This is a genomic window from Streptomyces sp. NPDC001594 (genome assembly GCF_042893675.1).
Lineage (GTDB): Bacteria > Actinomycetota > Actinomycetes > Streptomycetales > Streptomycetaceae > Streptomyces.
The window spans coordinates 166,087-190,879 of sequence record NZ_JBIAVB010000015.1 but is presented as its reverse complement, the minus strand read 5'-3'; the positions used below and the strand labels follow the sequence as shown (position 1 = coordinate 190,879).

Here is a 24,793-nt window from a genome sequence, read left to right as displayed (position 1 = left end):
TGTCCGTTCGGCTGGAAGGTCGGTAATGGCTCCGCTCCGCGTCGTGATACTGTGGTTTCACCGACGCGGGGTGGAGCAGCTCGGTAGCTCGCTGGGCTCATAACCCAGAGGTCGCAGGTTCAAATCCTGTCCCCGCTACTGAAGACCAAGGCCCGGATCCCATGGGATCCGGGCCTTCGTCATGCCCGGATGAGATTCCGGTGAGATTCGGGGGCCGCTCGGAGCGGGCTCGCACGGGCCGTGCGGGGCCGGTAGGAAGCTGCTGGGGGACATGAGGTCACTGGGGCGGGTGAGTTGAGGTGTGAGCGTGTTTGACTTGTCTCTCTGTGGGCATGTCGACAAAACGCTGTAGTGACCTCACTGGCTGCGACATACCAGGTGTACGCGGGTAGCAGGTGATGCGACGATGGGATTTATGGGGGACAGGTCAACTCTGCTGGAGACAGGGCGGTTTGTGAGGGCGGAGGCCGAGTCGGGTACGGAGGCCGGCAGGACGGCTCCCGCTGTCAACGCGCAGACCGCACTGACCGATGCGGATTTCGCGGAAGAGGCCTTCGGCGACGCCGAGGGGGCCACCGACGCCGAACTGGAGGCGCGCCACCGGGTGGCCGCCGACAAGGGCGACCCCGGTGCCATGAGCGTGCTCGGCGCCCTGCTGCTGCGCCGCGGCGACCTGGCCGGGGCCGAGCCCTACCTGCGCGGCGCCACCGGCGCCGGGGACCGCGCCGCCGCCAACAACCTGGGCGTCCTCCTCCTCCAGCGCGGCTACCCCGACGAGGCCGCCGGCTGGTGGCGGGTCGCCGCCGTCGCCGGATCCGCCCCCGCCGCGCACGCCCTGGGACGCCACTACCGCGAGCGCGGGGACGAGCCCGCCGCCGAGTACTGGCTGCGCCAGGCGGCGGAGTCCGGCCACGCCCTCGGCGCCTACGGCCTGGCCGACCTGCTGGAACACCGCGGGGACAAGGGCATCGAGCGCTGGTTCCGCGCCGCCGCCGAACAGGGCCACCGCGAGGCCGCCTACCGGCTGGCCCGGCACCTGCGCAAGGGCGACCCCGCCGAGGCCGAGCAGTGGTACCGGCAGGCCGCCGCCCGCGGCCACCGGCGCGCGGGCCTGCACCTGGGCGCCCTCCTGGAGGCGCGCGGCGAGCTCAAGGAGGCCGGCCGCTGGTACCTCAGCTCCGCCAAGCAGGGCGAGGCCCGGGCGGCGTGCGCGCTCGGCTTCCTGCTGCGCGACGCCGGGGACGAGGACAGCGCGGCCGCCTGGTGGCACCGTGCCGCCCAGGACGGCGACGGGAACGCGGCCAACGCCCTGGGCGCGCTGCACGCGGCCCGCGGCGAGACCGAGACGGCCGAGAAGTGGTACCGGGTCGCGATGGACGCGGGCGACCACAACGGCGCCTACAACCTCGCCCTGCTGTGCGCCGCCCAGGAGCGGACCGCCCAGGCCGAGCAGTGGTACCGCCGCGCCGCCTACGCGGGCCACCGCGAGGCCGCCAACGCCCTGGCGATCATGCTGCTCCAGGCCGGGGACGCGGCGGGCGCCGAGCCGTGGTTCTCCAAGGCGGCCGAGGCCGGCAGCGTGGACGCCGCCTTCAACCTGGGGATCCTCTTCGCCAGCCGTGACGAGGACCGCTCCGCCCTCAAGTGGTACGAGCGCGCCGCCGCGGCCGGGCACACCGACGCCGCCCTCCAGGTCGGCATCGCCCTGGTGCGCGACGGCGAGGAACGCGCCGCCGAACGGCACCTGCGCTGCGCGGCGGGCGGCGGGAGCGCGGAGGCGGCCTTCCGGCTGGCCGCGCTGCTGGAGTCGCTGGCCCCGCCGCCGGAGCCGGTGGCGCTGGGCGAGCCCGTCGGCGGCGCCGCGCGCTCCGAGAGCGAGGACTGGTACGAGCGCGCCGCCGAGCAGGGCCACCGCCGGGCCCAGGTGCGGGTCGGGATGCTGGCCGCGGCCCGGGGCGACCTGGCCGTGGCCGCCCGCTGGTACCGGGAGGCGGCCGAGGCCGGCTCGCGCAACGGCGCCTTCAACCTCGGGCTGCTCCTGGCCCGCGAGGGCAACGAACCGGAGGCGGCCCTGTGGTGGACCCGCGCGGCCGTGGCCGGACACGGCCGGGCCGCCCTGCGCCTGGGGCTGCTCGCCGCCCGGCACGGCGACCTCGCGGAGGGGCAGAAGTGGTGCGTACGGGCGATGGAGCTGGGCCCCGCGGAGGTCGCCGAGCGGGCGGCCCGGCTGCGGGACGCGCTCGCGGAGGAGCTCTCGGTATGAGGCCGGCCGGGGCACCGGTCGACTGATTTGCATCTGCCGGGTGGGCTCCCGTAGAGTCGTGTTTACCGACGCGGGGTGGAGCAGCTCGGTAGCTCGCTGGGCTCATAACCCAGAGGTCGCAGGTTCAAATCCTGTCCCCGCTACTGAAGGCCCGAGGCCCGGATCCCATGGATCCGGGCCTCGAGTCGTTTCTGAACGTAAACGCCCGCGCAACGGACGCAAGGGAGAAGGCCGGGGGCTTCCGCCCCCGGCCCTCCTCGTTCTTTCGTCGGATCCGTCGGAATCCGTCGGATCACCCGGCGGCGCAGTTCGGGCAGACCCCGCGGTAGGTCACCTCGACCGCCGAGACCGTGAAGCCGAAGCGCTCGCCGGCGGGCAGGTCGGCCAGCGGGTCGCCCGCCGGGTGGACGTCGCGGATGGCCCCGCACTGGGCGCAGACCAGGTGGTGGTGCGGCCGGTGGGCGTTGGGGTCGTAGCGCTTGGCCCGCCGGTCCGTGGAGACCTCCAGCACCTCGCCGAGCGAAACCAGCTCGCCCAAGGTGTTGTACACCGTCGCTCGAGAAATCTCGGGCAGTTTGATCACAGCGCGTGCGTGCACTTCGTCTGCCGTCAGGTGAACGTGGTCACCGTCGAGTACTTCGGCCACGACACGCCGCTGGGCCGTCATGCGCCAGCCGCGTCCGCGAAGTCGTTCCAGCAGGTCACTCATACACGCCAGCCTAACAGTGGGGATTCGGTGCAGATCCCGAACCGATGTGGACTTGGATCCTTACTTGACTTAGACAAAGTCCATCGTAGGATCGGTTACGGCAAACGCCAAGGACAGGACTTGCAGGAAATGACGCAGGAGGCGCACGTGACGCAGGGACCGCTCACCACGGAGGCCGGGGCACCGGTCGCCGACAACCAGAACAGTGAGACCGCGGGCGTCGGCGGGCCGGTCCTCGTCCAGGACCAGCTCCTCCTGGAGAAGCTGGCCCACTTCAACCGCGAGCGCATCCCGGAGCGCGTGGTCCACGCCCGCGGCGCCGGCGCCTACGGCACCTTCACCGTGACCGCGGACGTCACGCGGTACACCCGGGCGAAGTTCCTCTCCGAGGTCGGCAAGCAGACCGAGACCTTCCTGCGCTTCTCCACCGTCGCGGACAGCCTCGGCGGCGCCGACGCCCGCCGTGACCCGCGTGGCTGGGCGCTGAAGTTCTACACCGAAGAGGGCAACTACGACCTCGTCGGCAACAACACCCCGGTGTTCTTCATACGCGACGCCATCAAGTTCCCCGACTTCATCCACACCCAGAAGCGCGACCCGTACACGGGCTCGCAGGAGGCGGACAACGTCTGGGACTTCTGGGGCCTGTCGCCGGAGTCCACCCACCAGGTGACCTGGCTGTTCGGCGACCGCGGCATCCCGGCGTCCTACCGCCACATGAACGGCTACGGCTCGCACACGTTCCAGTGGAACAACGAGGCCGGCGAGGTCTTCTGGGTCAAGTACCACTTCAAGACCGACCAGGGCATCAAGAACCTCACCCAGGCCGAGGCCAACCGGCTCGCCGGCGAGGACCCGGACTCCCACCAGCGCGACCTGCGCGAGTCCATCGAGCGCGGCGACTTCCCGAGCTGGACCGTCCAGGTCCAGATCATGCCCGCGGCCGACGCGGCGGAGTACCGCTTCAACCCGTTCGACCTCACCAAGGTGTGGCCGCACGAGGACTACCCGCCGATCGAGATCGGCAAGCTGGAGCTCAACCGGAACCCGGAGAACATCTTCGCCGAGGTCGAGCAGTCCATCTTCTCCCCGGCGCACTTCGTCCCCGGCATCGGTCCCTCCCCGGACAAGATGCTCCAGGGCCGTCTCTTCGCGTACGGCGACGCCCACCGCTACCGCGTCGGCATCAACGCCGACCACCTGCCGGTGAACCGCCCGCACGCCACCGAGGCGCGCACGAACTCCCGTGACGGCTACCTCTACGACGGCCGCCACAAGGGCGCGAAGAACTACGAGCCGAACAGCTTCGGCGGCCCCTTCCAGACGGACCGCCCGCTGTGGCAGTCCACCGCGGTCACGGGCGGCACGGGCAACCACGCCACCCCCTCGCACTCCGAGGACGACGACTTCGTCCAGGCGGGCAACCTCTACCGCCTGATGTCCGAGGACGAGAAGGGCCGTCTGATCGAGAACCTCTCCGGCTTCATCGCCAAGGTCTCCCGTGAGGACATCGTCGAGCGCGCCATCGACAACTTCCGCAAGGCGGACGGCGACTTCGGCAAGCGGCTGGAAGCCGCGGTCCAGGCCCTCCGCGGCTAGTACGGACCGCTTGCCGTAGCGGAACGGCGGGCCGGGACCCCTTGGGGGTTCCGGCCCGCCGCCGTTTCAGGCCGCGACGGCCCGCCGCGCGCGCACCTGGGAGCGGATGACGTCACGGACGGAGACGATGCCCACCGGGCCGCCGTCCTCCAGCACGATCAGGTGCCGGAACCCGCCGACGGCCATCGCCTCGGCGGCTTCCGCCACGGTGGCCTCGGGGGTGCAGAAGACGACGTTGTTCGTGGTGTGCGCGCCCACCGACTCCCGGTCGGGATCGTGGCCGGCGCCGATGGAGTTGAGGATGTCGCGCTCGGTGAGGATGCCGATGCCGCTGTGGTCGGGGTCGAGGACGACGGCCGCCCCGACCCGGCGGCCGGACATCAGGCAGGCCGCCTGGCGAAGGGTGTGGGCAGGTCCGAGGGTCAGGATCAGGGTGCTCATGGCGTCACGGACGAGCATGAAGAGAACCACCTCCTGGGTGAGTCCCGCTTCGAGAACCGCTTCACAAGCGCACAAGCGGGGGAGTCTCAGATTCCCACGCATACGCAGCGTCATCAAGAGGGCGCGCTGAGCGCACGCCCCCGCGCGTCGGGATCAGGCGGAGGGGCGCAGGAAGCCCAGCATCTCCCCGTGCAGCAGCCCGTTCGAGGCCGCCGCGTTGCCGCCGTGCACCCCGTCCACGCCGTCGATGCTCGTGAACCGGCCGCCCGCCTCCTTCACCACCACCGCGAGGGCCGCCATGTCCCACAGGTTCAGCTCCGGCTCGGCACACAGGTCCAGGGAGCCCTCGGCGACCATCATGTACGGCCAGAAGTCCCCGTAGCCGCGCGTACGCCAGCAGGCGCGGGTCAGCTCCAGGAACCCGGGCAGCCGGCCCAGCTCCTCCCAGCCCGCCAGCGAGGAGAAGGCGAACGAGGCGTCGGCCAGGGAGGCCACCTTCGAGACGCCGATCGGGCCCGCGGGCTCGCCCAGCGCGCCGCCCGCGAAGGCGCCCCCGCCCTCGGAGGCCCACCAGCGGCGGCCCAGCGCCGGGGCCGAGACCACGCCGACGACCGGCCGGAACTCCCCGTCCGCGCCCTCCTCCATCAGGGAGATCAGGGTCGCCCACACCGGCACCCCGCGCACGTAGTTCTTCGTCCCGTCGATCGGGTCCACCACCCAGCGGCGCGGCCCCTCGCCCTTGAGCCCGTACTCCTCGCCGAGGATCGCGTCGTCCGGCCGCGCGGCCAGGATCCCGGCCCGGACGATCTCCTCGGCGGCCTGGTCGGCCTCGCTCACCGGGGTCATGTCCGGCTTCGTCTCCACCTTGAGGTCGAGGGCGCGGAACCGCTGCATGGTCGCGGCGTCCGCCGCGTCGGCGAGTTCGAGGGCGAGGCGCAGGTCGTCGTCATACGTGGACATGCCCGAACAGTACCGAGAGTCCGCCGGCCCGGCGAACGGCGTCCACGGTACGGCCGGGAGGCGCCCTTGACAGGATCTGGCGGTCCGTCAAATCTTGCGGGAGAGCCAGGCCCGGTGACCGCCGGCCGGCGCGACAGGCGGGGGAGGCGACGGATGTCGGCGGCCCGGGAATCCTTGCTGGAAGCGGCCGAAGCGGCGCTGTGCGCCCGCCCCTGGCCGGCCGTGCGCATGGTGGAGGTCGCCACCGCCGCCGGGGTCTCGCGGCAGACCCTCTACAACGAGTTCGGCGGCAAGGAGGGCCTGGGCCGGGCCCTGGTGCGCCGCGCCGCCGACTGGTACCTCGACGGGGTGGACCGGACGCTGGCCGCCGCCCCGCCCGGGCACACCGCCGGGGAGCGGCTCACGGCGGTCGCCGAGTGGACCGTACGGGCCGCCCGCGCCCGTGCCCTCGTACGGGCCCTGCTGACCGGGGCCTGGGACCCGGCCCTGCCCGCGCCGCCCCCGGCCGGGAGCCGGTACGCGGTCGGGCCGGGGGAGCTGACCCGGGCCGCCCGCGACCGGGCCGCCGCCGCGCTGCCGCAGGAACCGGCCCGCCGCTGCGAGCTCGCCGTCCGGCTCGCGCTGTCCTACGTGGTCGCGCCGGGGGAGGAGCCGGGGGACCGGGAGCTGCTGCGGCTGCTCAGTGGGCCGAGCCGGAGAGCTGCAGGCCGATGACGCCCAGGATGACCAGCGTGATCGAGACCAGCTTGAGGGTGGAGACCAGGTCCCCGAGGAAGACCATGCCGTAGATGGCGGTCCCGGCCGCGCCGATGCCCGTCCACACCGCGTACGCCGGGCCCACGTCCAGCTTCTTGAGGGCCAGGGTCAGCAGGCCGAAGCTGCCGAGCGCGAAGCACGCGAAGGCGATCGTCGGCCACAGCCGGGTGAACCCGTGGGACAGCTTCAGGCAGACCGCGAAACCGGTCTCCAGGATTCCCGCGACCACGACCAGCAGCCACGCCATGTCGAATGCCTCCCCGCCTCAGGTGACATCGCGTCACTTGGTGGGATTATGCATTTACCAGACCGGGCATGGTGCAAACCCCGCCGGACGATCAGTCGCCTTCGCGGCGCTCACGCGTCCCCAGCAGCCGGCGCAGCGAATACAGCCGTGCCGGATCCGCGTGGCCGTCCTCCACCCACCGGTCCAGCGCGCAGTCCGGCTCGTCGTGGCTGCACGCCCGCGGGCACTCCTCCGTGCCCGGCACCAGGTCCGGGAAGGCCAGCACCACCCGCGAGGGGTCCACGTGGTGCAGGCCGAAGGAGCGCACGCCCGGGGTGTCGATGACCCAGCCGTCCCCGGAGGGCAGGGGCAGGGCCAGGGCCGAGGTGGTGGTGTGCCGGCCGCGGCCGGTGACCGCGTTGACATGGCCCGTGGCCCGCTGGCGGCCCTCGCCGACCAGCGAGTTCACCAGCGTGGTCTTGCCCACGCCCGAGTGGCCGACGAAGGCCGTGATCCGGCCGTCGAGCCGCTCGCGGACCCGCTCGGCCGCGTCGCCCGTCGCCAGCTCCTCGCGGTTGGTCACCACGTAGTTCAGACCGAAGGTCGAGTAGACCTCCAGGATCTTGTCCGGGGAGGTCAGGTCCGACTTGGTGAGCACCAGCAGGGGCTCCAGCCCCGCGTCGTACGCCGCCACCAGGCAGCGGTCGATCATCCGGGGCCGCGGCTCCGGGTCCGCCAGGGCGGTGACGATGGCCAGCTGGTCGGCGTTGGCGACGACCACCCGCTCGTACGGGTCGTCGTCGTCGGCGGTGCGGCGCAGGACGGACTTGCGCTCCTCGATCCGCACGATCCGGGCGAGGGTGTCCTTCTTGCCGGAGAGGTCGCCGACGAGGGACACCCGGTCGCCGACCACCGCCGCCTTGCGGCCCAGTTCGCGGGCCTTCATCGCGGTGATCTTGCGGTCCCCGACCAGACAGGTCAACCGGCCCCGGTCGACCGTGAGGACGAAGCCCTCGGAGGCGTCCTCGTGCTTGGGCCGGATGTTGGTCCGCGCCCGGTTGCCCTTGGGGTTCGGGCGCTGGCGGATGTCGTCCTCGTCGGTGTTCTTGCCGTACCTGCGCATGACCGGGCCCCTACGCTCCCGCTCCCGCATCCGCCCCGGAGAGCATGTCCGTCCACATCTTCGGGAAGTCGGGCAGCGTCTTCGCTGTCGTCGCCACGTTCTCGATCTCCACGCCCGGCACGGCCAGGCCGATCACCGCGCCCGCGGTGGCCATGCGGTGGTCGTCGTAGGTGTGGAAGACCCCGCCGTGCAGCGGGCGCGGGCGGATGTGCAGCCCGTCCGCCGTCTCGGTGACGTCGCCGCCGAGCTCGTTGATCTCCTTGGTGAGCGCGGCCAGCCGGTCCGTCTCGTGCAGCCGCAGGTGGGCCACCCCGCGCAGGGTGGACGGCGAGTCGGCCAGGGCCGCCACCGCGGCGATGCCCGGGGTCAGCTCGCCGACCTCGCCCAGGTCCACGTCGATGCCGTGGATCCGGCCGGTGCCGGTGAACACCAGGCCCGCGTCGGTCAGCTCGCAGGAGCCGCCCATCTCCGTGAAGATCCGGCGCAGCTCGTCACCCGGCTGCGTGGTGCGGTGCGGCCAGTCCGGGATGGTGACCGTACCGCCGGTGATCAGCGCCGCCGCCAGGAACGGCTGGGCGTTGGACAGGTCCGGCTCCACGACCAGGTCGCGGCCCAGCAGGGCGCTCGGCGCGACCCGCCACACGTTCTTCTCGCCCCCGGCCTCGGGGGTGTCGACCTGGGCGCCCGCCGCGCGCAGCATCTCCACCGTCATCCGGATGTGCGGCATCGACGGCAGCGTCGCGCCGGTGTGCCGGACCTCGACGCCCTGGTTGAAGCGGGGGGCGGACAGCAGCAGCGCCGAAACGAACTGGGAGGAGTTCGAGGCGTCGATCTCGACCGTGCCGCCCTCCAGGGCGCCCCCGCCGTGGACGGTCATCGGCAGCGCGCCGCGGCCCTCGTCCTCGATCCGGGCGCCCAGGGCGCGCAGGGCGTTGATGACCTCGCCGAGCGGGCGCTCGTAGGAACGGGGGTCGCCGTCGAAGCGGATGTCGCCCGCGGCCAGGGTGGCGACGGGCGGCAGGAAGCGCATGACCGTACCCGCGTTGCCGACGTCGACCGTGGCCGGGCCGTGCAGGGCGGCCGGGATGACCCGCCACGCCTCGCCGCCCGCGCCCGCCCCGGCGGAGCTGGAGGAGACCGTCTCCTCGATGCCGACGCCCAGGGCGCGCAGCGCGTCCGACATCAGCTGCGAGTCGCGCGAGCGCAGCGGACGGCGCACCCAGCCCGGCTCGGCGGCCAGGGCGGCGAGCACGAGGGCGCGGTTGGTGACCGATTTGGACCCCGGCACGGTGACGGTGGCGTGGACGGCGCCCTCGGCGAGCGGAGCGGGCCAGAGGGGGTGGAGCGCGGGGGTCTCGGTCATGGCCCCCACTTTAGTGGCTCCCCGCCACCCCGGATCTTGATCGCTCCCGCGTCTCACAGGCCGAGCAGCCAGCGGCCGCCGCCCACCAGGCAGCACAGCGCGACCGTGTGGAAGAAGCCCAGCCAGACCACCGGGTGCAGGTGCGTGAGCCGCCCCAGCTGGTCCGCGTCCGAGTCCGGGGCGGCGCCCCCGCGCCGCTTGCGCTGGAGCTCGAAGACCGGCCGCACCCCGCCCAGCAGCAGGAACCACACCACCGCGTACGCGAACACCGCCTGCACCTGCTCCGAGGCCAGCCAGGACACCAGGACGAACGCGGCCCCGGCCAGCACCACCGTCAGCACCCCGTAGGCGTTGCGGACCCGCACCAGCAGCAGCGCCAGCAGCGCGGTCGCCGCCCACAGCAGCACCGTGATCCGGTGCGCCGACAGCAGGGCCGCCCCGCCCAGGCCCAGCAGCGGGGGCGCCGTGTACCCGGCGGCGGCCGTCAGGACCATGCCGATCCCGGTCGGCTTGCCCCAGCTGACGGTCACCCCGCTGGTGTCCGAGTGCAGCCGGATCCCCTCCAGCCTGCGGCCGCTGAGGCGGGCCACCAGCCCGTGGCCGCCCTCGTGCGCGATGGTGATCGCGTTGCGGGCCGGCAGCCACAGCGGCCGCCACGCCACGACGGCCAGGGCGGCCAGGCCGGTGGCGGCCACCAGCCATGCGGCCGGCGCGGTCTGTATCCCGGTCAGCCGGTCCCAGAGACCGGCGGTGCTGCTGCTGTCCATGGAGTGGCGCACTCCTTGCGGTGGGGGGCGGTGCTCGTGGCAGTGTGTCAGCCATGTGCGGAAGGTTTGCGGCCGGTCGGACGCCGGAGGAGCTGGCGGGGATATTCGGCATCGAGCGGTGGGAGCCCGAGGAGACCCTGGCCCCCGACTTCAACGTGGCGCCGACGAAAGAGGTCCACGTGGTCCTCGACCGTCCCCTCAAAGACGCGCGGGATCCGCGCCCGGTTCGCCAGCTGCGGGCACTGAAGTGGGGCCTGGTCCCCTCCTGGGCCAAGAGCCCCGAGGGCGCCGCCCGGATGATCAACGCCCGGTCCGAGACCCTCCACGAGAAGCCGTCCTTCCGGCGCCCCTTCGCCCAGCGGCGCTGCATCGTCCCGGCCGACGGCTACTACGAGTGGGTCACCGCCCACGACGAACGGCAGCTGGAGGTGGAGGGGAAGAAGAAGCGGGCCCGCAAGCAGCCCTACTTCGTGCTCCCCGCCGACGGCTCCGTCTTCGCGATGGCCGGGATCTACGAGTTCTGGCGGGACGCCACCCTGCCCCCCGACCACCCGCAGGCCTGGTGGGCCACCTGCTCGGTGGTCACCGCCGAGGCCGAGACCACCCCGCTGGGCGTCGCCCCCGCCGAGGGGCCCCGCTCCCTCTCCGACATCCACCCCCGGATGCCGCTGATGCTCACCCCGGACCGCTGGGACGCCTGGCTGGACCCCGCCCGCACCGACGAGACCGGGCTGCGCGAGCTGCTGGCGCCGCCCCCGGGCGGGCTGATGCGGGCCTACCCGGTCTCCACCGCCGTGAGCAACGTCCGCAACAACGGGCCCGAGCTGCTGGGCGAGCTCGAAGCCCCGGAGGAAGGCACGCTCTTCTAGGGCCTGTCCGGCCCGGGTGCGCGGCGCCGCGCCGGCCGCCCGGCACGATGGGGGCATGACCACGCGCAGCGAGACCGTCGAGACCCCGGCCGGGCAGGCCCGCGTCACCTGGCACACCGCCCGCGCGGCCAAGGCCGTCCTCGCCCTCGGCCACGGCGCCGGCGGTGGGATCGAGGCCCGCGACCTCCAGGCCCTGGCCGCCGCCCTGCCCGCGCACGGCTTCACCGTCGCCCTCGTCGAGCAGCCCTGGCGGGTCGCCGGCAAGAAGGTCGCCGCCGCCCCCAAGGTCCTCGACGAGGGCTGGCGCGGCCTGTGGCCCGCCCTCACCCGGCCCGGGCTGCCCGTGGTCGCCGGCGGCCGCAGCGCCGGGGCCCGCGTGGCCTGCCGGACCGCCGCGGAACTGGGCGCGGCCGGGGTCCTCGCGCTGGCCTTCCCCCTGCACCCGCCGGGCAAGCCCGAGAAGTCCCGGGCCGGGGAGCTGCTGGACGCCGGCCGGCCCGCCCTCGTCCTCCAGGGCGGGCGCGACCCCTTCGGGCGTCCCGAGGAGTTCCCCCAGGGGGCGTACGAACTGGTGGAGGTGGCCCACGGGGACCACGGCTTCGCCGTGCCCAAGAAGGCGGACCTCACCCAGGACGAGGCTCTGGCGGTGATCACCGGGGCGGTCGCCCCCTGGCTCACCCGGCTGCTGGGCTGACCCCCTCCGCCCCGACCTGACAGATTCGCCGCGCACCCGCGCGTGATCCCGCTCACCCGCCCCGTCCCAGGACGCCGTGGAACCGCCGGATCCCTTGCCGCGCCCGGGAATGCGCGGGCCCGGGCTCCTGTTGTGCCGAGTGTCGGTAAGCAGGGGAAAGACGTCCGAGGAGAGGGAGCGCATGACCCAGGTCATCAGCCAGAACCGTCGGCAGGCCGCTGACCTGGACTGGACGGTCCTCCCGGCGCCCAAGCGCGGCTCGGTTCGAGCGGCGGAGGGCCGGGATGGTCGACTATTCTCCGATTCGAGCGGATCCGCTTTCGGAGCCGCCACGCTGTCGGAGGAGGTGGGTCCTGTCGCTGGGACCGACGAAGGCCAGGCGCAGGAGACGACCGCTGAGCGCAACGCGCGGTTCGAGCGGGACGCCCTCGGCTACCTCGACCAGATGTACTCCGCCGCCCTGCGCATGACGCGCAACCCGGCCGACGCCGAGGACCTGGTCCAGGAGACGTACGCCAAGGCGTACGCGTCCTTCCACCAGTTCCGCGAGGGCACCAACCTCAAGGCGTGGCTGTACCGCATTCTGACCAACACCTTCATCAACTCCTACCGCAAGAAGCAGCGCGAGCCGCAGCGCAGTGCCGCGGAGGAGATCGAGGACTGGCAGCTGGCGCGCGCCGAGTCGCACATGTCGACCGGCCTGCGTTCGGCCGAATCGCAGGCGCTCGACCACCTGCCGGATTCCGATGTGAAGGAGGCCCTCCAGGCCATTCCCGAGGAGTTCCGCATCGCGGTCTATCTTGCCGACGTAGAGGGCTTTGCGTACAAGGAGATCGCGGACATCATGGGTACACCCATCGGTACGGTCATGTCCCGGCTGCACCGTGGCCGCCGTCAACTCCGCGGAATGCTGGAGGACTACGCCCGCGAGCGCGGGCTGGTCCCCGCGGGCGCGGGAGAGTCGAACGACCTGAAAGGCTCGGGCTCATGAGCTGCGGAGAGCCGCACGAGACGGAGTGCTCCGAGGTCCTGGATCATCTGTACGAGTTCCTGGACCACGAGATGCCCGACAGCGACTGCACCAAGTTCGAGACGCATTTCGGCGAGTGCAATCCCTGTCTGGAGAAGTACGGCCTTGAGCAGGCCGTGAAGAAGCTGGTCAAGCGCTGCTGCGGCTCGGACGACGTACCGACCGACCTGCGTTCCAAGGTCATGGGCCGGATCGAGCTGATCCGCTCCGGCCAGGCCGTTCCGGACCACGACGTCACCGCGGACCCCGCGGGCGGCTGATCTGCCGCGGCTCTCCGCCGGAACCCCTCGCCCCGTACGGCCGACAACGCCCCCGGAAGCACCGTTCATTCACTCGAAGGTGCTAATCCGGGGGCGCCCGTACGGGGCAATACGAAAATGTCCCCCGCTTCGCACGGGGGCCGATTTATTCTCCCCTCGCGGTACCCCTTCCGAAGCGGTACCCGGGAATGCACGCCCCAGGGGAGGAGAGCGCCATGCGGGTCCTTCCGCCGGCGGCGCGCGCCTGCGTCCTGGGCGCCGTGCTCGCGGCCGCCGCGTGCGTCGCCCCCGCACTCCGTCCCGGATCAGCCGTGCCCTGGCCCACCGTGGGACTGCTGGCCGCGCTCTGCCTCGGCTGCGAGGCGGCCCGGGTGCTGCCCCTGCGCGGGCGCGGGGCGCCCGAGGGGACCGGCCCCTTCTTCCCGGTGGTGCTGGCCGCCGTCTTCCTGCTGCCCCCGGCCGCCGCCGCCCTCGTGGCCCTGCCCGGCGGGCTCGCCCAGCCCGCCCCCCAGCGGCCCGTCGCCGTCCGCCGGATCTGGCACGCCGCCCAGCAGGCCGTCGCCGCCTGGGCGGCCGGACGGGCCTACGGGCTCCTGGGCGGCCACGGAGCCCCCGCCGGGGCGGCCGCCTTCCCCTACGCGCTGCTGCCGGCGGCCGTCGCCGCCGTCGTCTTCTGCCTGGTGCTCACCACCCTCGACACGGCGGTCCTCGCCGCCGCCGAAGGCCGCCCCGCCACGGCGGCCGCGACCGCCGCCGCGGACCGGCGCCGACCGGCCGCGCTCCTGCGGGTGCCGTCCGGGGCGGGCGCCCCGGCCCTCGCCCCGTACTGCCTGCACGGACTCGTCGGCCTGATGATGGCCGTGATGTGGCACAGCCCCTACGGCCCCCCGGCCGCACTGCTGGTCCTGCTCCCCATGTACATCTCCTGCTGGGTCTTCGCCCAGTACCAGCGCGAACACGCCGCCCACCAGGCCACCATCCGCGCCCTCGTCCAGGCCGTCGACATCAAGGACCGCTACACGCGCGGGCACAGCGAACGCGTGGGCCAGGCCTCCGAGATGATCGCCCGCGAGCTGGGCATGGCCGACGACCGCCTCGAAGTCGTCCGCATCGCCGGCATCCTCCACGACGTCGGCAAGCTGGGCGTGCCGACCCGGCTGCTGCGCAAGAACGGGCCGCTGACCCCCGAGGAGCGCCGGGTCGTCGAACTGCACCCCGAGTACGGGCACGAGATGGTGCGCGGCATCGGCTTCCTCGGCGAGGCCCGCTCGGCGATCCTGCACCACCACGAACGGGTCGACGGCTCCGGCTACCCCTACGGGCTGAGCGGGGAGCAGATCCCGGTGCTGGCCCGGGTGGTGGCGGTGGCCGACTCCTTCGACGCGATGACCTCGACCCGCTCCTACAGCCGGGCCCGCCCGGTGGAGACCGCCCTCGCCGAGCTCCGGCGCTGCGCGGGCTCCCAGTTCGACCCGGCCATGGTGCGGGCCCTGACCTCCGCCGTCGGACGGCACGGCTGGCACCCCGTGGTCACCTCGGACGAGGACCTCCCGGCCGCCGGGGCCGGAGCCGCGGGCCCGGCCGGGGCCCGGGACGGCGGGCCGGACGGGCCGCCCGTGATGCCGGCCCAGGGGCGCGAGGCCGCCGGTTCACCCGGACGGGGCAAGGCCGGCGGCCCGTGAGGACCTCCGCCGGCTGGGCCGTACGGGGGGCCGCAGCCGTGCTCACCGCGGGCGGGCTGGCACACACCCTGTGGACCGGGGTCGCCGAACCCGCCGCCGCCCTCGCCTTCGCCACCCTGATCACCGTCGGCGAACTCGCCCGCCGCGACCACCCCGCCGAGGACCGCCGCCCCGCCCCCCTCGGCTCCGCCGGAGCCCTCGCCTACGCCCTGCTCGGCCAGGACGCCGGGCAGCCCACCCACCACGGCGTGCTCCAGACCGTCGCCGTCGTCGTCGCGGCCGCCCTGGCCGGGACCGTCCCGCACATCGCCCGCGGCCACGCCCCCGCCCTGGACCACGTGGCCCGCCGGGTCCTGGCCGTCGCCTTCGCCGCCGCCTGCTTCCAGCCCCTCTACGGCTCCGGCCGCCTCACCCAGTGGATCGGCCAGGGCCCCTCCCTCGTCCTGTTCCTGGTGCTCCTGCTGGGCCTCACCGCCCTGTGCGACGCCGTCCTGGCCGCCGCCCTCGCCGGAGCCCGCACCGGCTGGCGCTTCGGACCGCTGCTGCGCGACGAGCTGCGCGCCCAGCTCGGGATCGGCTCCGCCATCTGCGCCACCGGGGTCGTCATGGCGCTCGGCGTGGCCGTGGCCGGCCTGTGGGCGCTGCCGGTCTTCAGCGTCCCGCTGCTGCTGACCCAGCTCTCCTTCCACCGCGTCGACGCCGTCCGCACCACCTACCGCCAGACCATCACCTCCCTGGCCCGCGCCACCGAGATCGCCGGCTGCACCGCCCCCGGCCACTCCCGCCGGGTCGCCGCCCTCAGCCGCGCCGTCGGCCGGGACCTCGGCCTCTCCGAGCGGGAGCTCACGGTGCTGGAGTACGCGGCCCTGATGCACGACATCGGGCAGCTCTCCCTCGTCGACCCCGTCCCCGGCGGGGCCACCGCCGAACTGCCCCCCGACGAGGCCCGCCGGATCGCCGGGCTCGGCGGGGAGGTGGCCCGCCGGACGGGGGTGCCGGCGGAGGTCGCCGTGATCGTGGAACGGCAGGCCGACCCGTACCGGCGGCAGCCCGTCGCCGCCCGGATCGTGCGCGCGGTCAACGCCTACGACGACCTGGCCGGGGACGGCCGTCACCCGGCCGGCTCACTGTCCGCCCTGGAACGCCTCCGCCTGGGCACCGGGCACGACTACCAGCCGGAGGTCGTGGAGTCCCTGGCGAGGGTTCTGGCCAGGGGCGGACGCGGCAGAGTCGTTCCCGTTCCACCGGGGTAACCCATGGGTAATGAGCGGTCGTCCGAGCGGGCATGGTTGGATGCAGTAAGGGGTGTCCGTGAGGGTGTCCGCAGGGCTGAACCGTTGGAGCGGCAGGCGGGAATCGTGAGGATCTTCGGAAAGGTACGGCATCGGCCCTCCGCCTCGTGGCGGCAGGCCACCGACCGCGCGTTCACGCTGATCGGCGACGGTCGGTACGAGGACGCGGGTGCGCTGCTGACCAGGGCGGCGGACCTGGAGCCCTGGCTGTCCGAGTCCTGGTTCAACCTGGCCCTCCTCCACAAGTTCCGGCACGACTGGGAGCAGGCGCGGGCCGCGGGCCTGCGCGCCGTCGCCCTGCTGGACCGCGAGACCGGCGCCCCGGACTGGTGGAACGTGGGCATCGCCGCGACCGCCCTCCAGGACTGGCCGCTGGCCCGCCGGGCCTGGCAGGCGTACGGGCTGAAGGTGCCCGGCGACCCCCACAGCACGGCCGGGACGGGCGAGCCGGTGGGCATGGAGCTGGGCAGCGCGGCCGTGCGGCTGTCGCCCGAGGGCGAGGCCGAGGTCGTGTGGGGCCGCAGGCTCGATCCAGCCCGTATGGAGGTCCTGTCCATCCCGCTGCCGTCCTCGGGACGCCGCTGGGGCGAGGTCGTCCTGCACGACGGGGTGCCGCACGGCGAGCGCGTCACCGCGGCCGGGCCCTCGTACCCGGTCTTCGACGAGATCGAGCTGTGGGCGCCCTCCCCGGTGCCGACCTGGGTGGTGCTGCTGGAGGCGGCGACCGAGGAGGACCGCGACGCCCTGGAGCAGCTGGCCTCGGACGCGGGCTTCGCCGCCGAGGACTGGTCCTCGTCCGTGCGGCTGCTCTGCCGGACCTGCTCGGAGAGCTCGATGCCCAGCGGCGAGGACAACGGGGACCACCTCGACCCCCACGACCACAGCGAGCCCGGGCACCCCGGACCCCTCGGCCACCGCACGGCCGGATCCGGCTCCCTGTGGGTCCCCGAGCGCGAATGCGGCATCGCGGCGCCGGCCGGACTGGTGCGCGGACTGCTCGACGGCTGGGTCGCCGACAGCCCCGACAGCCGGGAGTGGCGGGATCTCGAAGAAGTCTGCTGACCCCGGGCCGTAGGCTGTACGGGCACACCACGGACTTGAGGGAAGGCGTACGGCGGACATGGCGCAGCAGGAGAACCAGGTGACCCCGATCGACGACGAGGGCTGGGTCGTGGACACCGAGGACTGTGAGGCGCGCGAGCTCGCCCACCGCGAGCGCGGTACGTCCCGCCCCATCACGGTCGTCGGCAACCCGGTCCTGCACCGCGAGTGCAAGGACGTCACCGAGTTCGGCGACGAGCTGGCGCAGCTCATCGACGACATGTTCGCCAGCCAGAAGACCGCCGAGGGCGTGGGCCTGGCCGCCAACCAGATCGGCGTCGACGCCAAGGTCTTCGTCTACGACTGCCCCGACGACGACGGCGTCCGCCACACCGGTGTCGTGGTCAACCCCAAGCTCGTCGAGCTGCCGGCCGGCTCCCGCGTCCTGGACGACTCCAACGAGGGCTGCCTCTCCGTCCCCACCGCCTACGCCTCCCTGGCCCGCCCCGACTACGCCGAGGTCACCGGCCAGGACGCCCAGGGCAACCCGATCAAGGTCCGGGGCACCGGCTACTTCGCCCGCTGCCTCCAGCACGAGACCGACCACCTGTACGGCTACCTGTACATCGACCGCCTCTCCAAGCGCGACCGCAAGGACGCGCTGCGCCAGATGGCGGAGAACACCCCGCGCTACGAGGTCGTCCCGAACGACTGACCCGGCCCGCGCCCGCGGACGCACGAAGGCCCCGCTCCGGACAACGCTCCGGAACGGGGCCTTCGCCTGTGGGGGGTGTCCCGCGCGGGTGACGCGGGGCGGCGTATTCGGATCCCACCACCGCCACGGCCCGACGACCAGACCCACCCGCCCCGCATGTCAAGTCGAGGGTCGAATACCGGCCGCCCCTGCCGACCGGACTAGAAGTCCTCGTCCAGGTCGACGGTGCCCTCGACGGCCACCTGGTACGCCGACGGGCGGCGCTCGAAGAAGTTCGTCAGCTCCTGGACGCCCTGGAGCTCCATGAACGAGAACGGGTTCTGCGAGCCGTACACCGGCGGGAAGCCGAGGCGCACCAGGCGCTGGTCGGCGACGCACTCCAGGTACTCGCGCATCGAGTCGGTGTTCATGCCCGGCAGGCCGTCACCGCACAGGTCGCGGCCGAACTGCAGCTCCGCCTCCACGGCCTCCTTCAGCATGTCGGTGACCTGCTGCTGGAGGGCGTCGTCGAAGAGCTCCGGCTCCTCCTTGCGGACCGTGTCCACGACCTCGAAGGCGAAGTTCATGTGCATGGTCTCGTCGCGGAAGACCCAGTTGGTGCCCGTCGCCAGGCCGTGCAGCAGGCCGCGCGAGCGGAACCAGTACACGTAGGCGAAGGCGCCGTAGAAGAACAGGCCCTCGATGCACGCGGCGAAGCAGATCAGGTTCAGCAGGAAGCGGCGGCGGTCGGCGGCCGTCTCCAGCCGCTCGATCTTCTCGACCGAGTCCATCCACTTGAAGCAGAACTGCGCCTTCTCGCGGATCGACGGGATCTCCTCGACCGCGTCGAAGGCGGCCGCGCGGTCGTCCGGGTCGGGCAGGTAGGTGTCGAGCAGCGTCAGGTAGAACTGGACGTGCACGGCCTCCTCGAACAGCTGGCGCGACAGGTACAGGCGCGCCTCCGGGGAGTTGATGTGCTTGTACAGCGTCAGGACCAGGTTGTTCGAGACGATCGAGTCGCCCGTCGCGAAGAAGGCGACCAGACGGCCGATCATGTGCTGCTCGGCCGGCGTCAGCTTCGCCAGGTCGGCGACGTCGGAGTGGAGGTCGACCTCCTCCACCGTCCAGGTGTTCTTGATCGCGTCCCGGTAGCGCTCGTAGAAGTCCGGGTAGCGCATCGGGCGGAGCGTGAGCTCGAAGCCCGGGTCGAGGAGGTTCTTCTTCTCGGTGGAGCTCATTACTGGCAGGCCTCGCAGGACTCGGGGTTCTCAAGGGAGCAGGCCAGCGCGTCGGCGTCGAGGGCCTGCGGCAGCTGGGTGGGGGTGGCGGCGGGAGCCGGGACGGCCGCGCCGGAGGCCGCGCGGGCGATCTTCGTCGCCGGGCGCGAGCGCAGGTAGTACGTGGTCTTCAGCCCCTGCTTCCAGGCGTACGCGTACATCGAGCTGAGCTTGCCGATGGTGGGCGTCTCCAGGAACAGGTTCAGCGACTGGCTCTGGTCCAGGTACGGCGTGCGGGCCGCCGCCATGTCGATCAGGCCGCGCTGCGGGATCTCCCACGCCGTGCGGTACAGCTCGCGGACCTCCTCCGGGATCCAGCCGAAGCCCTGGACCGAGCCGGAGGACTCGCGCAGCGCCTCGCGGGTCTGCGCGTCCCACACGCCGAGCTTCTTGAGGTCCTCCACCAGGTAGCCGTTGACCTGGAGGAACTCACCGCTGAGGGTCTCGCGCTTGAAGAGGTTGGAGACCTGCGGCTCGATGCACTCGTACACGCCCGCGATGGAGGCGATCGTCGCCGTCGGGGCGATCGCGAGGAGCAGCGAGTTGCGCATGCCGGACTGCGCGATCCGGGCGCGCAGCGCGTCCCAGCGCTCGGGCCAGTGGCGCTCGGTCTCGTAGTGGTCGGGGTGCAGCACGCCCTGGGCGGTACGGGTCTCGGCCCAGGCCGGGAGCGGGCCGCTGCGCTCGGCGAGGTCGCAGGAGGCCTCGTAGGCGGCGAGCATGATGCGCTCGGAGATCTTCGTGGACAGCGCCTTCGCCTCGGCGGAGTCGAAGGGCAGGCGCAGCTTGAAGAAGACGTCCTGCAGGCCCATCGCGCCCAGGCCCACCGGACGCCACTTGGCGTTGGAGCGGCCGGCCTGCTCGGTCGGGTAGAAGTTGATGTCCACGACGCGGTCGAGGAAGGTCACGGCCGTGCGGACGGTCTCGTCCAGGCGCTCCCAGTCCATGTCCCCGTCGGCGACGAACGCGCCGAGGTTGACGGAGCCGAGGTTGCAGACGGCCGTCTCGCCGTCGTTGGTGACCTCGATGATCTCGGTGCAGAGGTTGGAGGAGTGGACCACCGTGCCGGGCAGCGCCGTCTGGTTCGCGGTCCGGTTGGAGGCGTCCTTGAACGTCATCCAGCCCTGGCCGGTCTGCGCCAGGGTGCGCATCATGCGGCCGTACAGGTCGCGGGCCGGCATGGTCTTCTTGGCGAGCCCGGAGGCCTCGGCCTTGACGTAGGCGGCGTCGAACTCGTCGCCGTAGAGGTCCACCAGCTCGGGGACGTCGGCGGGGGAGAACAGCGACCACTCGGCGTCGGCGTTCACGCGGCGCATGAACTCGTCCGGGATCCAGTGGGCGAGGTTCAGGTTGTGCGTGCGGCGCTGGTCCTCGCCGGTGTTGTCGCGCAGCTCCAGGAACTCCTCGATGTCCGCGTGCCAGGTCTCCAGGTAGACGGCGGCGGCGCCCTTGCGGCGGCCGCCCTGGTTCACGGCGGCGACGGAGGCGTCGAGGGTCTTCAGGAACGGGACGATGCCGTTGGAGTGGCCGTTGGTGCCGCGGATGAGGGAACCGCGGGCGCGGATGCGGGAGTAGGACAGGCCGATGCCGCCGGCGTGCTTGGAGAGGCGGGCGACCTGGTGGTAGCGGTCGTAGATGGAGTCCAGCTCGTCCAGCGGGGAGTCGAGGAGGTAGCAGGAGGACATCTGCGGGTGCCGGGTACCCGAGTTGAACAGGGTGGGGGAGGACGGCAGGTAGTCCAGGCGGCTCATCAGGCGGTAGAGCGAGGCCACTTCCTCGACGGCGCGGACGCTCCCGTCCTCGGCGAGGCCGCAGGCCACGCGCAGCATGAAGTACTGCGGGGTCTCGATGACCTGGCGGGTGATCGGGTGGCGCAGCAGGTAGCGGCTGTGCAGGGTGCGCAGGCCGAAGAAGCCGAAGCGGTCGTCCGCGCCCTCGGCGAGCGCGTGCTCGACCAGGGCGTTCAGGCGGGCGGCGTGGGCGGCGACGAACTCGGCGGTGCGGTCGGCGATCAGGCCCTCGCGGTGGCCGACGGCGACGGACTCGGCGAAGGAGGTGGAGCCCTGGCCGGCGGCCTCGTCGGCGACGGCCAGCGTCAGCAGGCGGGCTGCCAGGCGGGAGTAGGCCGGGTCCTCGGAGATCAGGCCGGCGGCGGCTTCGGTGGCGAGCCCGCGCAGTTCGGCCTCGTCGGCGGCGGCGCTGCGGCCGCGCAGGGCGGCGGCGGCGACCCGGCCGGGGTCGGTGTCGGGGAGGTCGGCCGTGAGCTCGGTGAGGGTCCGCAGCAGGGCGGCCCCGGGACCTTCTGCTTCGGGGTGGTCGGACTCGGCGCGCGGTGCGGCGGGCGCGATGGTCACGGGGGAGCTCTCCCTCACTCGGCCCGGGCATCGGCGGAGCGGGGCGCGAGTGGGCGCATGCGGGCGCGCGCAGAAGCGCGTTCGGCACCGCATGGCGTCCACCGGCCCAACCGCGAGGCCCGGACGAATCGACACCCCGGTTCGGTCGATCCGGGGGTACTGCCGGCAGGTCTTCGGACTCGCGGACACGCCGGTGGGCGTACGTCTCACCGTTGCGGGACAGTTCCGGATTCCCACCGGATTCCCCTGCGGCGGCAGCAGGCATGAGCATACATGTGGGGGCGACCCGATGCGGTAGCCCCCACATGTTGTGTCGGGTGCATGCGGAGCGTGGCGTCACAGCTCCAGTCGGTACGTGAGCAGGGACAGTTCCGGGATGGGCGACCAGTCCCGTTCGGGGGTACGGACGAAGCCGAGCCGCTCGTAGATCCGCTGGGCCCCGCGCATGGCCGGCTGGGTGGACAGCACCAGTGCGGTGACCCCGTCCAGGGCGCAGGCCCGTTCGGCGCAGGCCCGCACGAGGGCCTCCCCGACGCCCTGCCCGCGCGCCTCGGCGGCCACCGCGAGCATCCGGAACTCGGCCTCGCCCTGCCGGGCGATGTCGGCGAGCCGGCTCCCGGGCGCGGCGAACGTCACCCCGCCGAGCACCTCCCCGTCCCGCACGGCGACGAGCACCTCCCCGTCCCCGGCCCGCCCGGCGACGTCCCGCAGGACGTTGAGGTAGCGGTCGTCCCCGTTCTGGTCGAGCAGCCCGTCCCCGGCATAGGCCTGCCCGGTGATCTCGCCGAGCCGCCGGTACTCGTCTTCCCTTGCCGTCCTGATCTCGAAGTCCATGCCGTCGAGTGTGCCGGACGGGTGCCGGTGCCCGACGCCGTCCCGGCTGCGCCGGGCAAGCGGAAGGGCCCCGCCGTCTCCGACCGGAGACCGCGGGGCCCTTCACAGGCGCTCAGCAGCAGCGGAAGCCCTCCCGGGGGTTCGCTTCGCGGGCGTCCGTGCGGGCGTGTTCGAAGGCTCGGCGGGTCAGGACCTCGGCCTCGGGGTCGTGGGAGCGGGCGTGGGCGACGTAGCGGTCGTATGCGGCCTCGCCGGAGAACTCCCGTACGAAGTACCGCGCCTTCGCCAGGGCCCCGCGGACCCCGTTCACGCGACCGGGTCCTTCACGCGGCCGCCGCCGCTGTCGAGGCCGGCCGCCGCGAGCCGGGCCTTCTCCTCGGCCGTGGCGATCAGCCCCGCCGGGGCGATGATCTTCGACTCGCTCCACGGGACCTCGCTCAGGCGGACCGACCCGGGGTCGGAGACGGCCTTGAAGCAGGTGCGGGCCGCGTCCAGCAGGACGATGATGATCAGGGCGGCGAAGAGGGCCGAGAGGACCCCGTCGACCGTGGCGTTGGTGACCACGGTGTGCATCTCGTCCATGTTCTTGGCGGGCGCCAGCACCTTCCCGGCGTCGATGCCGGTCTGGTACTTGTCGCGCTGCGCGAAGAAGCCGATCTTCACGTCGTCGGAGAAGACCTTCTGGTAGCTCGCGGTGAGGGTGACGGCCACGTCCCAGGCCAGCGGGACGCCGGTGACCCAGGCCCACTTGAGGCGGCCGGACTTGACCAGCAGGGTGGTGCACACCGCCAGGGCGACGGCGGCGAGCAGCTGGTTCGCGATGCCGAACAGCGGGAAGAGCTGGTTGATGCCGCCCAGCGGGTCCTTGACGCCGACCCACAGGAAGTAGCCCCAGCCGCCGACGACGACCGCGCTGGCCAGCCAGACGCCCGGCTTCCAGCTGACGTCCTTGAAGGACTTGTGCACGTTGCCCAGGGTGTCCTGGAGCATGAACCGGCCGACGCGGGTGCCCGCGTCCACCGTCGTCAGGATGAACAGGGCCTCGAACATGATGGCGAAGTGGTACCAGAACGCCTTCATCCCGGCCCCGCCGAACACGGAGGAGAAGATCTCCGACATTCCGAGCGCGAACGTCGGCGCGCCACCCGTGCGGGAGAGCAGGGTGGTCTCCTCCACGTCCTTGGCGGCCTGCGCCAGGGCGTCGGGGGAGATGGCGAAGCCGAGGTGGCCGACGGCCGCCGACGCGCTCTGGACGGTGGTGCCGATGACCCCGGCGGGGGAGTTGACGCCGAAGAACAGCCCGGGCTCGATGATGCAGGCGGCGATCACCGCCATGACGGCGACGAAGGACTCGGTGAGCATGGCGCCGTAGCCGACGACCCGGATCTGGGTCTCCTTCTGGATCATCTTCGGGGTGGTGCCCGAGGCGACCAGCGAGTGGAAGCCGGACAGGGCGCCGCAGGCGATGGTGATGAAGACGAAGGGGAACATCGAGCCGGCGAAGACCGGACCGTCGCCGCGCGTGGCGAAGTCGGTGACCGAGGGCATCTTCAGCGTCGGCATCGCGACGACCACGCCGACGGCCATCAGCGCGATCGTGCCGACCTTCATGAAGGTCGACAGGTAGTCGCGCGGGGCGAGCAGCAGCCACACCGGCAGGACGGAGGCGAAGAAGCCGTACCCGATCATCCAGAGGACGAGGGTCTCCTTGTCCAGGGTGAAGAAGTCGGCCCAGGAGGACTCGGCGACCCAGCCGCCCGCCACGATGGCGAGGAGCAGCAGCGCGACGCCGACGACGGAGACCTCGGTGACCCGGCCCGGCCTCAGGTAGCGCAGGTAGACGCCCATGAAGAGGGCGATCGGGATGGTCATGCCGATGGAGAAGACGCCCCAGGGGGAGTGCCCCAGGGCGTTGACGATGACCAGCCCGAGCACCGCCAGGAGGATGATCATGATGGTGAACACGGCGAGCAGGGCGGCGGCCCCGCCGACGGGGCCGATCTCGTCCCGGGCCATCTGGCCGAGCGAGCGGCCGTCGCGCCGGGTGGAGAAGAACAGCGTCACCATGTCCTGGACGGCGCCGGCGAAGATGACGCCCGCGACGATCCAGATGGTGCCCGGCAGGTAGCCCATCTGGGCGGCGAGCACCGGACCGACGAGCGGGCCGGCGCCGGCGACGGCGGCGAAGTGGTGGCCGAAGAGCACGCGCCGGTCGGTGGGGTGGAAGTCGACACCGTTGTCGAGGCGTTCGGCGGGGGTGGCCCGGGTGCCGTCCAGCTTCAGCACGCGGTTCGCGATGAACCGCGCGTAGAAGCGGTAGCCGATGGCGTACGAACCCAGCGCGGCGGCCAGCAGCCAGGCGGCGGAGATCTCCTCACCGCGCGAGAGTGCCAGCACGCCCCAGCCGACGGCACCGACGAGGGCCACGAGCACCCACACGGCGATGGACTGCGGGGTGGCTCTCGCCGCCGGTGTCCGCTGTGTCCCTATTGCTCCCGGTTCCGGCATGATCCTCGTCCCCTCGTTGATCATTTGCGTACAAGCGCACGGAATCTACGG

At 72.6% G+C, this 24,793-nt stretch carries 23 protein-coding genes, 2 tRNA genes and 1 riboswitch; of the genes, 13 read left to right on the top strand and 12 right to left on the bottom strand.

Annotated elements, in window-relative coordinates; genetic code table 11:
• Window positions 1-64: 64 nt before the first annotated feature.
• The 3 genes from ACFY0O_RS28185 to ACFY0O_RS28175 all read left to right on the top strand — a co-directional run bounded on the left by ACFY0O_RS28185 (window position 65) and on the right by ACFY0O_RS28175 (window position 2,406).
• A tRNA-Met gene (locus ACFY0O_RS28185) sits at window positions 65-138 on the top strand.
• A 268-nt stretch (window positions 139-406) separates the two neighbouring features.
• The gene (locus tag ACFY0O_RS28180) at window positions 407-2,263 is read left to right on the top strand and encodes a tetratricopeptide repeat protein (RefSeq protein ID WP_358894340.1); all 1,857 of its coding nucleotides are present in this window, start codon (window positions 407-409) and stop codon (window positions 2,261-2,263) included.
• Window positions 2,264-2,332: 69 nt separating this feature from the next.
• Window positions 2,333-2,406 (top strand) — tRNA-Met (locus tag ACFY0O_RS28175).
• Between the two features lie 149 nt (window positions 2,407-2,555).
• Here the strand turns inward: ACFY0O_RS28175 and ACFY0O_RS28170 are convergent.
• Complete coding sequence (locus ACFY0O_RS28170) at window positions 2,556-2,972, bottom strand: Fur family transcriptional regulator (protein WP_388951589.1); 417 nt, start codon at window positions 2,970-2,972, stop codon at window positions 2,556-2,558.
• 147 nt (window positions 2,973-3,119) lie between these two features.
• Here ACFY0O_RS28170 and ACFY0O_RS28165 point away from each other — a divergent pair, with 147 nt between their 5' ends.
• Window positions 3,120-4,571, top strand: a complete 1,452-nt coding sequence (locus ACFY0O_RS28165; protein WP_358894342.1) for a catalase — start codon at window positions 3,120-3,122, stop codon at window positions 4,569-4,571.
• Between the two features lie 66 nt (window positions 4,572-4,637).
• Here the strand turns inward: ACFY0O_RS28165 and ACFY0O_RS28160 are convergent, their stop codons facing one another.
• Window positions 4,638-5,030 carry a cyclic nucleotide-binding/CBS domain-containing protein gene (locus tag ACFY0O_RS28160; protein ID WP_388951586.1) on the bottom strand — a complete coding sequence of 131 codons (393 nt, stop codon included), beginning with the start codon at window positions 5,028-5,030 and terminating at the stop codon, window positions 4,638-4,640.
• 135 nt (window positions 5,031-5,165) lie between these two features.
• The gene (gene hisN / locus ACFY0O_RS28155; RefSeq protein WP_388951585.1) at window positions 5,166-5,972 is read right to left on the bottom strand and encodes a histidinol-phosphatase; all 807 of its coding nucleotides are present in this window, start codon (window positions 5,970-5,972) and stop codon (window positions 5,166-5,168) included.
• 153 nt (window positions 5,973-6,125) lie between these two features.
• Between hisN and ACFY0O_RS28150 the strand changes: the two genes are divergently transcribed.
• On the top strand, window positions 6,126-6,686 hold the full coding sequence (locus tag ACFY0O_RS28150) for a TetR/AcrR family transcriptional regulator (RefSeq protein ID WP_388951583.1): 561 nt from the start codon (window positions 6,126-6,128) through the stop codon (window positions 6,684-6,686).
• Here ACFY0O_RS28150 and ACFY0O_RS28145 read toward each other — a convergent pair.
• The 4 genes from ACFY0O_RS28145 to ACFY0O_RS28130 form a co-directional block, all read right to left on the bottom strand.
• A complete protein-coding gene (locus tag ACFY0O_RS28145) occupies window positions 6,652-6,975 on the bottom strand; it encodes a multidrug efflux SMR transporter (protein WP_007266432.1) in 324 nt (107 codons plus the stop codon). The two genes, ACFY0O_RS28150 and ACFY0O_RS28145, sit on opposite strands and share 35 nt — an antisense overlap.
• Before the next feature lie 91 nt (window positions 6,976-7,066).
• Window positions 7,067-8,077, bottom strand: coding sequence for a ribosome small subunit-dependent GTPase A (gene rsgA / locus ACFY0O_RS28140; protein ID WP_388951581.1), 1,011 nt, complete (start codon window positions 8,075-8,077; stop codon window positions 7,067-7,069).
• Window positions 8,078-8,087: 10 nt separating this feature from the next.
• On the bottom strand, window positions 8,088-9,440 hold the full coding sequence (aroA, locus tag ACFY0O_RS28135; RefSeq protein ID WP_388951580.1) for a 3-phosphoshikimate 1-carboxyvinyltransferase: 1,353 nt from the start codon (window positions 9,438-9,440) through the stop codon (window positions 8,088-8,090).
• A gap of 53 nt (window positions 9,441-9,493) precedes the next feature.
• Complete coding sequence (locus ACFY0O_RS28130; protein ID WP_388951578.1) at window positions 9,494-10,207, bottom strand: M50 family metallopeptidase; 714 nt, start codon at window positions 10,205-10,207, stop codon at window positions 9,494-9,496.
• Window positions 10,208-10,260: 53 nt separating this feature from the next.
• Between ACFY0O_RS28130 and ACFY0O_RS28125 the strand changes: the two genes are divergently transcribed.
• The 8 genes from ACFY0O_RS28125 (at window position 10,261) to def (ending at window position 17,790) form a co-directional block, all read left to right on the top strand.
• Window positions 10,261-11,076, top strand: a complete 816-nt coding sequence (locus ACFY0O_RS28125) for an SOS response-associated peptidase (protein WP_388951576.1) — start codon at window positions 10,261-10,263, stop codon at window positions 11,074-11,076.
• Window positions 11,077-11,131: 55 nt separating this feature from the next.
• Complete coding sequence (locus ACFY0O_RS28120) at window positions 11,132-11,770, top strand: alpha/beta family hydrolase (protein ID WP_388951575.1); 639 nt, start codon at window positions 11,132-11,134, stop codon at window positions 11,768-11,770.
• 346 nt (window positions 11,771-12,116) lie between these two features.
• Window positions 12,117-12,761, top strand: coding sequence for a sigma-70 family RNA polymerase sigma factor (locus ACFY0O_RS28115; protein WP_007266438.1), 645 nt, complete (start codon window positions 12,117-12,119; stop codon window positions 12,759-12,761).
• Window positions 12,758-13,060, top strand: a complete 303-nt coding sequence (rsrA, locus tag ACFY0O_RS28110; protein ID WP_045945881.1) for a mycothiol system anti-sigma-R factor — start codon at window positions 12,758-12,760, stop codon at window positions 13,058-13,060. Before ACFY0O_RS28115 ends, rsrA begins: the two co-directional genes overlap by 4 nt.
• A 215-nt stretch (window positions 13,061-13,275) precedes the next feature.
• Window positions 13,276-14,742, top strand: coding sequence for an HD-GYP domain-containing protein (locus ACFY0O_RS28105; RefSeq protein ID WP_388951572.1), 1,467 nt, complete (start codon window positions 13,276-13,278; stop codon window positions 14,740-14,742).
• Window positions 14,739-15,995 (top strand): HD-GYP domain-containing protein, encoded by a 1,257-nt coding sequence (locus ACFY0O_RS28100; protein ID WP_388951570.1) that lies wholly within the window; start codon window positions 14,739-14,741, stop codon window positions 15,993-15,995. Before ACFY0O_RS28105 ends, ACFY0O_RS28100 begins: the two co-directional genes overlap by 4 nt.
• Window positions 15,996-16,100: 105 nt before the next feature.
• Window positions 16,101-17,096 (top strand): tetratricopeptide repeat protein, encoded by a 996-nt coding sequence (locus ACFY0O_RS28095; protein ID WP_388951567.1) that lies wholly within the window; start codon window positions 16,101-16,103, stop codon window positions 17,094-17,096.
• Between the two features lie 58 nt (window positions 17,097-17,154).
• Window positions 17,155-17,790 (top strand): peptide deformylase, encoded by a 636-nt coding sequence (def, locus tag ACFY0O_RS28090; protein WP_358899303.1) that lies wholly within the window; start codon window positions 17,155-17,157, stop codon window positions 17,788-17,790.
• 200 nt (window positions 17,791-17,990) lie between these two features.
• Here def and ACFY0O_RS28085 read toward each other — a convergent pair whose 3' ends face one another.
• From ACFY0O_RS28085 to ACFY0O_RS28065, 5 genes are all read right to left on the bottom strand, one after another.
• Entirely contained in the window at window positions 17,991-19,007 is a 1,017-nt protein-coding gene (locus ACFY0O_RS28085) for a ribonucleotide-diphosphate reductase subunit beta (protein WP_358899304.1), read from the bottom strand.
• A complete protein-coding gene (locus ACFY0O_RS28080) occupies window positions 19,007-21,400 on the bottom strand; it encodes a ribonucleoside-diphosphate reductase subunit alpha (RefSeq protein ID WP_388951563.1) in 2,394 nt (797 codons plus the stop codon). The genes ACFY0O_RS28085 and ACFY0O_RS28080 overlap by 1 nt, the downstream gene beginning before the upstream one ends.
• 146 nt (window positions 21,401-21,546) lie before the next feature.
• Window positions 21,547-21,678: riboswitch (cobalamin riboswitch) on the bottom strand.
• 58 nt (window positions 21,679-21,736) lie between these two features.
• Window positions 21,737-22,234 (bottom strand): GNAT family N-acetyltransferase, encoded by a 498-nt coding sequence (locus ACFY0O_RS28075; protein ID WP_388951560.1) that lies wholly within the window; start codon window positions 22,232-22,234, stop codon window positions 21,737-21,739.
• Window positions 22,235-22,346: 112 nt separating this feature from the next.
• Window positions 22,347-22,544: a CstA-like transporter-associated (seleno)protein gene (locus ACFY0O_RS28070; RefSeq protein ID WP_388951557.1), complete on the bottom strand. Its 198-nt coding sequence runs from the start codon at window positions 22,542-22,544 to the stop codon at window positions 22,347-22,349.
• A complete protein-coding gene (locus ACFY0O_RS28065; protein WP_388951554.1) occupies window positions 22,541-24,742 on the bottom strand; it encodes a carbon starvation CstA family protein in 2,202 nt (733 codons plus the stop codon). The genes ACFY0O_RS28070 and ACFY0O_RS28065 overlap by 4 nt, the downstream gene beginning before the upstream one ends.
• Between the last annotated feature and the right edge of the window lie 51 nt (window positions 24,743-24,793).